Here is an 11,683-nt window from a genome sequence, read left to right as displayed (position 1 = left end):
CCTTATTCAGGTTTTATTATGGACGACTTAACCCTGCGTTATTACGACGCTGAAATGCGCTACCTGCTTGAAGCCGGTGAAGAGTTTGCCCGCGCCCACCCGGACCGGGCGGCGCTGCTGAACCTGGACAAGTCCGGCGCGCGCGACCCTTACGTTGAGCGGCTGTTCGAAGGCTTCGCCTTTATGATGGGCCGCCTGCGCGAGAAGCTGGACGACGATCTCCCTGAGCTGACGGAAGGGCTGGTCACGCTGCTGTGGCCGCACTACCTGCGCACCATTCCGTCGATGTCGGTGGTGGAGTTCAGCCCCGACTGGCGCGAGATGAAAGAGAAAATGTCCATCGCGAAGGGCTTTGAGGTGCTGTCACGGCCGATCGGCGAGAAAGCGACCCGCTGCCGCTACACCACCACCCGTGAAATCAGCCTGCAGCCGCTGGCGCTGGAGCGGGCCGCGCTTTCCACCGACCCGGACGGTCGCTCGGTGGTGCGCCTGCGCTTTGCCTGCAGCAGCCTGGCCGACTGGAGCAGGGTTGACCTCAGCCTGATCCCGATATATCTCAATGCCGATGCGCCGCTGGCCTGCGCAATGCATCAAGCCTTTACCCTGAATAGCGCCAGCATCTGGCTACGCCTGCCGGGTGACCCGGAGCGCCGCTCGCTGGAGGCGCGTTTTACCGCGCTGGGATTTGGTGAAGATGACCGGCTGTGGCCAAAGGGCAACAGCAGCTTCAGCGGCTATCAGCTGCTGCTGGAGTACTTCACCTTCCGCGAGAAGTTTATGTTCACCGGCCTGCGCGGGCTGGAGCATATCGCGCTGCCTGCTGAGCTGCCCTGGTTCGAAATCGACGTGGTGCTGGCGCAGCGCTGGGAGCATGATTTTACCTTCAGCGAGAAGCACCTGCGGCTGCACTGTGCGCCGGTGATTAACCTCTTCCCGCTGGAGTCCGACCCGCTGACGCTCAACTCGCTGCAGACCGAATACCTGCTGCGCCCGATGCGCGTGCAGGACGGGCATACCGAAATTTATTCCGTCGACTCGGTTATGTCTTCCGGCCAACACACCTACGTGCCGTTCTCCAGCTTCCGCCACAAGGGCGGGATGATGCGCCACCAGGCGCCGGAATATTACTACCATTCCCGCGTGCGGCGCGGTGCTTCCGGGCTGCACAACACCTGGCTTATCCTCGGCGGTGAAGCCTTTGATAACCACAGCGTGCCCGGTGACGAAAGCCTGTCATTAACCCTGACCGGCACCAATGGCCAGCTGCCGCGCCGCGCCCTGCAGAGCACGGTGCTGGATACCGCTATCATCACCAGCTCGACCCGCGTCGAGGTGCGCAACCTCTGTGCGCCAACGCTGCCCTGTTATCCGCCGGATCGCGACCGCTTCCACTGGCGCGTGCTCAGCCACCTCGGCAGCAACTTCCTGTCGATGATGGACAATGCCGAGGTGCTGCGCGGCACGCTGGCGCTGTACGAGTGGACCGGCAGCGAGATGAACCGCCGCCGCCTGGAGGCGATCCTCGACGTTAGCCACAGCGAAACCGAGCGCTTCGAGCAGGGCTACCTGCTGCGCGGCGTACAGATTGACGTGACGCTCGACAGCAACGGTTTTGCCGGGCACGGCGACATCTGCCTGTTCGGCGAGATGCTCAGCCACTTTTTCGCGCTGTATACCGACATTTACCTGTTTAACCGCCTGGTTATTATCCTGCAACCCACCGGAGAGCGCCTGGAATGGCAAGAGAAACACAACCGCCGCATTCCCGGCTGAGCCCGCGTATGGAAGCTGACCTGACGCGGATGAACTTTTACCGCTTCTGTCAGCTGCTGGAAAAACAGCATCCGGACAGGCCGCCGCTCGGCAGCACCGCCTGTCCTCAGGATGATGCGGTGCGCTTCAGCCCGTGGCCGGGCATGGGCTTTCCCGCCAGCGAGCTGAAAAGCGTTGAATACAGTGAAGATGACGCGGCGGCACCCAAAGTGCGCACCACCTTTATGGGCGTCTACGGCGTAGACTCCCCGCTGCCGACAACCTACCTTGACGACATCAGCCAGCGGCGCGAAGGGCACGAGGCGCTGCAGGATTTCCTGGATATCTTCAGCCACCGCATCCTGACGCAGTTCTACCGCATCTGGCGCAAATACTCCTATCCCGCCACCTTCGAGCGCGGCGGGACGGACACGATTTCTCAGTCGCTGCTGGGCCTGGTGGGCTTAGGTATTCCCGGTACCGCCAGCCATATCGCCACCCCGGTTTCGCGCTTTCTGGCGCTGCTCGGCGTGCTGCGCCAGCCGGCAAAAACCCAGGAGGGCGTGCAGGCGCTGGTACAGCTGCTGGCGCCGGAGACGCAGGCGCGGGTCAGCCCGTACTGCCTGCGCCCGATTGAAATCAGCCAGCCGCTCGGCTTTTACGGCGAGCAGGATTTTTTGCTGGACGGCAACGCGCCGCTGGGCGATGAAGTGATGGACACCAGCAGCCAGCTGCTGATCGAGCTGTTCACCGACAGCGAGAGCGAAGCGCAGGGCTGGAAGCCGGACGGACAGCTGTATCAGGATTTCCTGGTGATGCTGCGCGTCTATCTCGGCTGGCGCTTTAAGGCGAAAATTCGCCTGACCGTCAGCACCGCGCTGCTGCCGGTGATGCCGCTTGGCGAGGCGCCGTTCTGGCTCGGCATGAGCGGCGTGCTGGGCGTTGAGGCGGGGAATATTCCCGACGACGTCCCGCAAACTTTTACCACCGAACTTGGCAGCTATCGCGGCCTGCAACCGACCCTACACGTACAAGGAAATAAGCGTGTTAATTACCAGTTTGACTAAATCTACCCGCTGGCTGGTGCCGGTACTGGCCATCAGCCTGAGCGGCTGCGGACTGACGCAGAGCGTCTCTGACGGCACCCGCTCGGCGGTATCGTCCATCTTCTATAAAAAGATTAAGGTGCTGCACCTCGATTTTATCGCGCGTGAGGCACTGAATACCGACGCGCGCGAAAACCATAGCAGCCCGCAGTCGGTGGTGATCCGCGTTTATCAGCTGAAAGATCGTAAAGCCTTCGACAAGCTGGTCTACCAGCAGTTAGCGACCGATGGCGACACGCTGCTGGGTGCCGATCTCCTCGCCAGCCGCGACCTGGTGCTGAGCCCTGGCGGCGCGGTTAACCTTAATATGCCGATGGAGCCGGAAGCGCAGTTTGTCGCGGTCGTCGGCCTGTTCCGCCAGCCGGACCTGGCGAAGAGTGGCTGGCAGCAGGTGCTGGAGCGCGAAGCGCTGGACCCGGATAATGCGCGCGTGCTTGAAGCGAGCGAAAACAGCCTGAGCCTGCTGCCTGTTAAGGAAAAATAATGCCGCACTCACACAACTCCCCCTCACTGTATGAAATGCTGTACGGCAACTTTGCCGGCGGGCTGGATCTGCACAACGTCAGTGAAGAGAACCAGGTGATCATCTCGGTGCTCGACAATATGCAGCGCATCCTCAACTGCCGCGCCGGGACGCTGGCGCATCTGCCCGATTACGGCCTGCCGGATATGACCAAAATTTTGCAGGGCATGCCCGGCACCGCGCACCAGCTGATGACCACGCTGTCCGGCGTGCTGCTGCGCTACGAGCCGCGCCTCAGCAGTATTAAGGTCGATATGCTGCCGCAGAGCATTCCCGGCGAGCTGCGCTACGCCATTGATGCCGAGCTGAAAGGTATCGGTCTGGTGCGCTACGGCACCGAATTTATGCCGGAAGGCAAAGTGCTGATCCGCCATATGAAACAGCAGCAGTACCTCGACGCCCGCGCCTCGCTGTAGTCAGCGGCGCCCCTCTCTGATAATCATCGAAACTTTTTATGAATATATCTGAACGTTACCTGAAAACCGGCGGCGACCCACGCACGCTGCCGGACTACGCGGCGCTGCGCGACGAGCTGGGCAAGCTGTCCCACCCGGCGCGCCCGGACGTGAACTGGCACTATGTGGAAAAACTCAGCCTCGCGCTGTTTGAACATAACGGCGTCGAGCTGCAAACGGTGGCCTGGTATACCCTGGCGCGCACCCAGCTGGGCGGCCTTGCTGGCCTGAACGAAGGTCTGGCTATCCTCGAAGCGTTAATCAGCCACCAGTGGGGCAACCTGTGGCCGCAGCAGGTGCATGCGCGCGTGGAGATCCTCAGCGGGCTCAGCCGCCGCGTGCAGCAGATGATGCGCACGCTGCCGATCGGCTACAGCGATCTCAGCCAGCTTTACCGCGCCGAGCAGCAGCTCACCCGGCTGAACGAGGTGTTGCAGCGGCTGGAGCTGCGCCATCTCAGCCAGTTTGACGCGCTGGCGGCGCTGATGCACAGCAGCGCTGTGCGGCTGGAGAACAGCGATCCGGCGGCAGGCAGCGCGACTGCCACCCCGTCAGGTGCGGTGCTGCCCGCCAGCGCCCAGCGCCCAGCCGACCCGGCTGTGGAGATGACGCCTTCAGCCGTAAAATGGGTCTATATCGCCCAGCCCCAGCCCGAGGCGAACATTGAGGTCATGACGCCGCCGCCGCCGACTAGCCGCTGGAAGCCGTTTGCCGCAGGGGTTGTGACCATGCTGGTGGTGGGCGCTGCGGGAATAGGGGGATGGCAGCTTGTGCAACGCCCCGATCCGCTGATAGATCATCTTGCCGCCACGCTTTCACCCCTGGCAATGCCGCTTACCGGGGAGCAGGTCGACAGCCTGAAGCGGCAAAACTATCAGCCGGAAAAAATCCGCGAGCACACCGAACAGCAGCTGGGGTGGCTGGCGGCGCTGTCACCCTGCTGGGCGCTTGATTATGGGCAGCGGCTGGTGCGCCAGGCCCAGGCGTTTAAACCGCAGGATGCTGCGGTCGGCAAAATGGCCGCCGAGTGGCAGCAGCAGCTTAAAGCCACGGCGCTTCCTGAGGAGGCAATGGGCGGCTGGCAGCAGGGGATGGAGCAGCTGCAGCAGCTGACGGACAGGCTGAATGCCCTTGACGGGCAGCGCGGTAAATATATCACCGTCAGCGAACTGAAATCGGTGGTGTACAACGCCACCCAGGCGTTTAGCCGTTCAACCCCGGCAGAAGAGCAGCTGCGTCTTTATTCGGTTAACCCGTCGGATATTCAGCGCCGCCAGGCCGAGATGGCGCTGGAGCAGTTAGAGAAGCGCTATTTTTTGCTAAAGCAGCAGCAGGAGTGAAGCAGAAACAAAAAACCCGCCAGCTGGCGGGTTTTTTTATCCTTCCGTTTTCTCGCGGAACTCGCATAAATCTTCAATCAGGCAGGAGCCGCAGCGCGGTTTACGCGCAATGCAGGTGTAGCGACCGTGCAGGATAAACCAGTGGTGGCAGTCGACCTTAAACTCCTTCGGTACCACCTTCAGCAGCTTCTCTTCCACCTGTTCCACGTTGTTACCCGGCGCAAAGCGCGTGCGGTTGCAGACGCGGAAAATATGGGTATCGACGGCGATGGTCGGCCAGCCAAAGGCGGTGTTCAGCACCACGTTAGCGGTTTTGCGCCCGACGCCCGGCAGCGCTTCCAGCGCCTCGCGGCTCTCCGGCACTTCTCCGCCGTGCTGCTCGACCAGAATGCGGCAGGTTTTGATCACGTTCTCGGCCTTGCTGTTAAACAGGCCGATGGTTTTGATGTACTCCTTCACCCCGTCTACGCCAAGTGCCAGAATCGCCGCAGGCGTATTAGCTACCGGGTAGAGTTTGGCCATCGCTTTGTTTACGCTGACGTCGGTGGCCTGCGCGGAGAGCAGCACCGCAATCAGTAGTTCAAACGGGGAAGTGAAGTTCAGTTCGGTGGTGGGGTGCGGGTTATTGTCCCGCAGCCGCACCAGAATCTCGTGACGCTTATCCTTGTTCACTGCGCAGTTTTTCCTTCCGGCATAGCAGCACTCTCCTGTTCTGCTTTCAGCGCGGCGCGCTGCTTCATCCTATTGTCGATGAGATATTTTGCCGCCAGCAGCATGCCGAGGCCGATAAACGCGCCCGGCGGCAGCATCGCCAGCAGCATTGGCGAGTCGAAATGTACCACTTCAATACGCATCGCCCTCGCCCACGGGCCAAGCAGCTGGTCTGCACCGTTAAAGATCGTGCCGTTGCCGATAATTTCACGGATAGAGCCCAGCACCACCATCACGCTGGTGGCGCCGAGGCCAATCGCCATACCGTCCAGCGCCGCCAGCCCGACATGGCTTTTGGACGCCACCGCTTCGGCGCGGCCCACCACGATACAGTTGGTGACGATCAGCGGGATGAAGATCCCCAGGGACTGATACAGGCCGTAGGCATAGGCATTGATCAGCATCTGCACGCAGCTGACCACGGCCGCAATAATCATCACGTAAATCGGAATACGGATTTCAGATGGCACCCAGCGGCGCGACAGGGAGATGCCGCTGTTGGTGCAGGTCAGCACCAGGGTAGTGGCCAGACCAAGGCCGAGGGCGTTGGTAGCGGTCGAAGTGACGGCCAGCAGCGGGCAGAGGCCCAGCAGCTGCACCAGCGCGGAGTTATTCTTCCACAGCCCGCCGACCAGCAGGGTTTTTGCTTCACTCATTGGCGTCTCCACAGGATGGCAACGAGGACAGTTGCCCCGGTAAGGTTTCAATATACAACGTTGTGCGCTTCACCGCATTGACCACCGCACGCGGCGTAATCGTTGCGCCAGTAAACTGGTCGAAGTCGCCACCGTCTTTCTTCACCGCGAAATGGCTGTCATCCGCGCCGGCCACTTTTTTGCCGTTAAAGCTCATGATCCAGTCAGAGATTCGCAGCTCGATTTTATCGCCAAGACCCGGTGTTTCATGATGTTCCACCACGCGGGTGCCGTACACCGTGCCGTCAAAGCTGGCGCCGACAATCAGCTGAATATTGCCAGAGTAGCCGTCAGGCGCGGTAGTTTCCACCGCCGCTGCCACGGGTTTATCACCCTTGCGCGCCAGATAAAGGTGGTGCGGGCTGCCGTTGCCCAGTGCCGGATTAGTGACAACGTAACATTCCTGCTGAATTTTATTATCATACAGCTCGGGCGGCACCACCTGGTCCAGCAGGATCTTCTGCTGTACGGCGGTCTGATGTTCAATAGTCGGCTTGGTTACCGCATTAATCACCGCCGTCAGGCCGGTGGTGATAGCGGCAAACACCGCCAGCGTTACGCCGTTTTTACGAATCGCGTCCAGCATCATTTACCCTTACGGTGTCCGTATACGCGCGGCTGCGTGTAGTAGTCAATCAGCGGCACGCAGATATTCGCCAGCAGCACGGCAAATGCCACGCCGTCCGGATAGCCGCCAAAGCTGCGGATCAGCCACACCAGCAGGCCAATCAGCACGCCGTACAGCAGGCGGCCTTTATTGGTGGTGGAGGCGGTCACCGGGTCGGTGGCGATAAAGAATGCGCCCAGCATGGTGGCCCCGGAGAACAGATGCACCAGCGGAGATACCAGGCTGTCCGGTGACAGCAGCCAGCCGAGCGTGGCGCAGAACGCCAGCGAGGCGATAAAGCTCACCGGGATATGCCAGCGGATGCTGCGCGTCCACAGCAGGAAAATGCCCCCGGCCAGGAACGCCACGTTGACCCACTGCCAGCCCAGGCCGGCCAGCACGCCGCCGTAAATCGGCATGGCGCGCACTTCTTCAGCCGAATGGCCGGCGCGCAACCCGGTTTTAAAGGTGTCGAGCGGCGTAGCCTGGCTGATGCCGTCGATCCCCACCTGCAGCTGCTGCATACTGTGGCCGTCAAGCGTATGGAAATGGAAGATCATACTCAGGGTGTCGCCAAAGGTCGGGCTGATGCCCTGCAGCACGTCCGGCGGTAGCCAGCTGGTCATCTGCACCGGGAAGGAGATCAGCAGCACCACGTAGCCAACCATCGCCGGGTTAAACGGGTTCTGGCCGAGGCCGCCGTAAAGATGCTTGGAGATAACCACCGCAAACAGCGTGCCGATAACAATCAGCCACCACGGCGCCAGCGGCGGGATGCTGATGCCGAGCAGCAGGGCGGTCAGCAGCGCGGAGTTATCCTTCAGCGTCTCCGCCAGCGGCAGCTTGCGCAACCGCAGGATAGCCGCTTCAGCCGCGATAGCGGCAGCCGCCGCGATCAGCACCTGGATCAGGTTACCCCAGCCAAAGTACCAGCACTGCACGGCCATGCCGGGTACGGCTGCCAGCAGCACCAGCAGCATAATGGTGCTGGTGCTGCGGCGGTTATGAGTATAGGGCGAGCTTGCAATACGAAATGCCATTTAATCCTCTTGCGTCGACGGCTGCTGCGATTTACGCGCTTTCACGCGTGCAATGGCCGCTGCCACCGCCGCTTTACGTGCATCCTCAGGGGAGGCGGCGGGCGCCTCTTCCTGACGGGGTTCGGGTTGTTCAGGGGTGACTTCTGGCAGAGCTTCGGCGGCCTGCGCGGCTTTTTTCGCTTTGGCACGGGCGATAGCGGCCTCAATTGCCGCCTTGCGCGGGTCGGCGGCGGGTGCCGGCTGTTCGGCCACGGCCGGTTGCGGTTCAGCAACGGCGGCCTGCGCGGCTTTCTTCGCTTTGGCACGGGCGATAGCGGCTTCGATGGCCGCCTTGCGCGGGTCAGCGGCGGGTGCCGGTTGTTCTGCCGCAGCCGGTTGCGGTTCAGCAACGGCGGCCTGCGCGGCTTTCTTCGCTTTGGCACGAGCGATAGCCGCTTCCACCGCCGCTTTACGCGGGTCAGCGGCTGGCGGCGTATCGGCGGTTACCGGCGGCTCAGCGATGGCCGCGCTGGCTTCGGCTTTCTTCGCTTTGGCGCGGGCAATCGCGGCTTCAACGGCGGCTTTGCGCGGATCGGCTGCCTGGCGCGTCACCGGTTCGCTGCTGGCCTGTTGCTCAGCCTGGCGCGCGCGGGCTTCCGCCTGGCGGGCTGCGCGCTGAGCTGCCGCCGCGTCGTCATCGAGCGGTGCGGCAGCAGCGGCCTGCTTCGCCTTCACGCGTTCGCGCGCGGCGTTAAGCGCATCGGCGTCGGTGATAGCCACGCTGCGTTTGGCCTGCTGGTGCTTCGCTTCACGCGCCGCTTTTTCCCGCTCCAGGCGCTGTTGACGCGCTTCAAAACGCGCCTTGGCCAGGGCAGTACGCTCGGCTTCCAGATCGATAGCCTGAATCTCGGCCTTCTCCTGGCGGTAATACTGCACCAGCGGGATATTACTCGGGCAGACATAAGCACAGGCGCCGCACTCAATGCAGTCTGCAATATTATGCTCGCGCGCTTTGTCGTGATCGCCGCCGCGGCTGTACCAGTAAAGCTGCTGCGGCAGCAGGGCGGCCGGGCAGGCGTCGGCACAGGCGCTGCAGCGGATGCAGCCCTGCTCCGGCTCGTTGTGGCCCATCTCAGAGGCGGCGGGTGCGAGAATACAGTTGGTGATTTTCACCACCGGCACATCCAGCGTCGGCAGGGTGAAGCCCATCAGCGGGCCACCCATGACCACCATCTGTTCGGCACCCGGCGCGAAATCGGCGTGATGCAGCAGATGGCTGATCGGCGTGCCGAGGCGGCCCCAGACGTTGCCAGGCTGGCGCACCGACTCACCGGTCAGGGTGATAACGCGTTCAGTGAGCGGCTCGCCGTCAATAATCGCGCGCTTAACGGCATAGGCGGTGCCGACATTCTGCATCAGCACGCCGATATCGGTAGAGCGCCCGCCGTGGGGCACCTCTTTACCGGTGAGAATTTTAGTCAGCTGTTTGGCACCACCGGAAGGATATTTGGTGGGGATGACGCGGATCTCCATATCGCGCGCGCTGCCCAGGGCGGCTTTCAGCGCGGCAATCGCTTCCGGTTTGTTATCTTCAATGCCGATCAGGGTGCGCTCCGCCTGCAGCGTCCACGCCAGAATGCGGCAGCCTTCCAGCACTTCTGCGGCGCAGTCCTGCATCAGGCGATCGTCGGCGGTGATATAAGGCTCGCACTCGGCGGCATTGATAATCAGGGTATTGACCCCGCGCAGCACGCCCTTCAGCTTGGTGGCGGTAGGGAAGCCCGCGCCGCCCAGCCCGGCAACGCCAGCCTGATGCACGCGGCGCACCACCTCCTGGCGGTCCAGGCTGCGATAGTCGCTCAGCGTCTGCTTATCAATCCAGCGGTCTTCGCCGTCCGGAGTGATAAAGATGCACATCTCCGCCAGCGCGGAGGGATGCGCAGTCATATGCGGGGCGATTTTGCTCACGGTACCGGAGCTTGGCGCGTGGATCGGCAGCATACGGCCATTGCCAAAGGTCAGCGCCTGGCCGCGCAGGACAGCGTCGCCGGGGCGCACGCAGATCTCGCCTTCGTTACCGATATGCTGTTTCAGCGGCAGTATAAACTGGGCGGGCAGCGGCAGCTGGCGCAGCGGCGTGCCGTTTGACTGGGTCTTCATCTCCGGTGGATGAATGCCACCTTCGAAGTCCCAGAGCCGATCTTTTTTAAAGTAGTTGAGCAGATTAAGCATGACTTTCTACAGTGATCACCCGCACCGGAATGGTTTGCAGGTCCCATTTCCAGTTGGCAGTAGTGGTAGCAACCGGACGCATTTCAATGCAGTCGGTCGGGCAGGGAGCAACGCACAGGTCGCAGCCGGTACAGACATCGCTCAGCACGGTGTGCATCGCGCGGGTGGCGCCGACAATCGCATCCACCGGGCAAGCCTGAATGCACTTGGTGCAGCCGATGCAGTTGGCTTCGTCAATCCACGCCACTTTACGCTCTGGCTCCAAAGCGGCCTCTTCACCCAGCGGCTGCGGGTCGACGTTAAGCAGCGCCGCCAGTTTCAGCATGGTCTGCTCGCCGCCGGGCGCGCATTTGTTGATCAGTTCGCCGTTATTACCCACCGCGTCGGCATAGGGGCGGCAGCCGGGATAACCGCACTGCCCGCACTGGCTCTGCGGCAAAATAGCGTCAATCTGTTCGACAATCGGGTCTTCTTCCACTTCGAAGCGGCGCGAGGCGTAGCCCAGCAGCCCCCCCAACACCAGGCTAAGTGCGCTAAGAACCAGCACAGCAATCCAAATCGCACTCATCAGAACTTCACCAGTCCGGTAAAGCCCATAAACGCCAGCGCCATCAGGCCGGCGGTGACCAGTGCAATCGATGAACCCTTAAACGGCGCGGGCACATCGGCCAGCACCAGGCGCTCGCGGATGCCGGCGAACAGCACCATCACCAGCGAGAAGCCGATAGAGGCGCTAAAGCCGAACAGCGCGGCCTGCAGGAAAGTGTGATTGAGGTTGACGCTAAGCAGCGGCACGCCAAGCACCGCACAGTTGGTGGTGATCAGCGGCAGGAAGATACCCAGCAGGCGGTAGAGGTCAGGGCTGGTTTTACGCACCACCATTTCGGTGAACTGCACGACCACGGCAATCACCAGGATATAGGCCATGGTGCGCAGGTAGACCAGATCGAGCGGCAGCAGGATCAGGTGATTGACCAGCCATGCACAGATAGAGGCCAGGGTAATAACAAAGGTGGTGGCGAGTCCCATGCCAATTGCCGTTTCCAGTTTTTTGGAAACGCCCATGAAGGGACAAAGGCCGAGAAACTTCACCAGGACGAAGTTATTCACCAGCACTGTGCCAATAAAGAGAAGCAGGTATTCGGTCATTATTACGCCTGAAGAAAAGTCAAAAGCAGCACATTATCGGATATTGGCTACGCCATCACAACCGTTGCGCGGCGGGTGTCCGACGCCAGCGCAC

The 11,683-nt window shown here is 61.6% G+C and carries 12 protein-coding genes; 5 read left to right on the top strand and 7 right to left on the bottom strand.

Annotation, left to right across the window (positions count from 1 at the left end):
- The first annotated feature begins 18 nt into the window (after window positions 1-18).
- The 5 genes from tssF to QLG07_RS06060 are packed head-to-tail and all read left to right on the top strand — an operon-like array spanning window position 19 to window position 5,176.
- A complete protein-coding gene (tssF, locus tag QLG07_RS06080; protein WP_282468761.1) occupies window positions 19-1,773 on the top strand; it encodes a type VI secretion system baseplate subunit TssF in 1,755 nt (584 codons plus the stop codon).
- Window positions 1,737-2,819 (top strand): type VI secretion system baseplate subunit TssG, encoded by a 1,083-nt coding sequence (gene tssG / locus QLG07_RS06075; RefSeq protein WP_282468760.1) that lies wholly within the window; start codon window positions 1,737-1,739, stop codon window positions 2,817-2,819. The genes tssF and tssG overlap by 37 nt, the downstream gene beginning before the upstream one ends.
- The gene (gene tssJ / locus QLG07_RS06070) at window positions 2,797-3,342 is read left to right on the top strand and encodes a type VI secretion system lipoprotein TssJ (RefSeq protein WP_282468759.1); all 546 of its coding nucleotides are present in this window, start codon (window positions 2,797-2,799) and stop codon (window positions 3,340-3,342) included. Before tssG ends, tssJ begins: the two co-directional genes overlap by 23 nt.
- Entirely contained in the window at window positions 3,342-3,797 is a 456-nt protein-coding gene (gene tssE / locus QLG07_RS06065) for a type VI secretion system baseplate subunit TssE (protein ID WP_282468758.1), read from the top strand. Before tssJ ends, tssE begins: the two co-directional genes overlap by 1 nt.
- 38 nt (window positions 3,798-3,835) lie before the next feature.
- Window positions 3,836-5,176, top strand: coding sequence for a VasL domain-containing protein (locus QLG07_RS06060; RefSeq protein ID WP_282468757.1), 1,341 nt, complete (start codon window positions 3,836-3,838; stop codon window positions 5,174-5,176).
- A gap of 36 nt (window positions 5,177-5,212) precedes the next feature.
- On the opposite strand, the gene nth is transcribed toward QLG07_RS06060, so the two are convergent.
- The 7 genes from nth to rsxA are packed head-to-tail and all read right to left on the bottom strand — an operon-like array spanning window position 5,213 to window position 11,589.
- Entirely contained in the window at window positions 5,213-5,848 is a 636-nt protein-coding gene (gene nth / locus QLG07_RS06055) for an endonuclease III (RefSeq protein WP_282468756.1), read from the bottom strand.
- Window positions 5,845-6,543: an electron transport complex subunit E gene (locus QLG07_RS06050; protein ID WP_282468755.1), complete on the bottom strand. Its 699-nt coding sequence runs from the start codon at window positions 6,541-6,543 to the stop codon at window positions 5,845-5,847. The genes nth and QLG07_RS06050 overlap by 4 nt, the downstream gene beginning before the upstream one ends.
- Window positions 6,536-7,168 carry an electron transport complex subunit RsxG gene (gene rsxG / locus QLG07_RS06045; RefSeq protein WP_282468754.1) on the bottom strand — a complete coding sequence of 211 codons (633 nt, stop codon included), beginning with the start codon at window positions 7,166-7,168 and terminating at the stop codon, window positions 6,536-6,538. The genes QLG07_RS06050 and rsxG overlap by 8 nt, the downstream gene beginning before the upstream one ends.
- Complete coding sequence (rsxD, locus tag QLG07_RS06040; protein ID WP_282468753.1) at window positions 7,168-8,229, bottom strand: electron transport complex subunit RsxD; 1,062 nt, start codon at window positions 8,227-8,229, stop codon at window positions 7,168-7,170. Before rsxD ends, rsxG begins: the two co-directional genes overlap by 1 nt.
- The gene (gene rsxC / locus QLG07_RS06035) at window positions 8,230-10,440 is read right to left on the bottom strand and encodes an electron transport complex subunit RsxC (RefSeq protein WP_282468752.1); all 2,211 of its coding nucleotides are present in this window, start codon (window positions 10,438-10,440) and stop codon (window positions 8,230-8,232) included.
- Window positions 10,433-11,008, bottom strand: coding sequence for an electron transport complex subunit RsxB (gene rsxB, locus QLG07_RS06030; protein WP_048916110.1), 576 nt, complete (start codon window positions 11,006-11,008; stop codon window positions 10,433-10,435). Before rsxB ends, rsxC begins: the two co-directional genes overlap by 8 nt.
- Window positions 11,008-11,589: an electron transport complex subunit RsxA gene (gene rsxA / locus QLG07_RS06025; RefSeq protein ID WP_048916109.1), complete on the bottom strand. Its 582-nt coding sequence runs from the start codon at window positions 11,587-11,589 to the stop codon at window positions 11,008-11,010. Before rsxA ends, rsxB begins: the two co-directional genes overlap by 1 nt.
- Between the last annotated feature and the right edge of the window lie 94 nt (window positions 11,590-11,683).

Origin of the sequence: Erwinia sp. V90_4 (assembly GCF_029967685.1) — a bacterium.
In the GTDB taxonomy this organism is placed as follows: domain Bacteria; phylum Pseudomonadota; class Gammaproteobacteria; order Enterobacterales; family Enterobacteriaceae; genus Erwinia; species Erwinia aphidicola.
The sequence above is the reverse complement of the archived record's forward strand: the minus strand, read 5'-3'. Positions and strand labels throughout refer to the sequence as shown.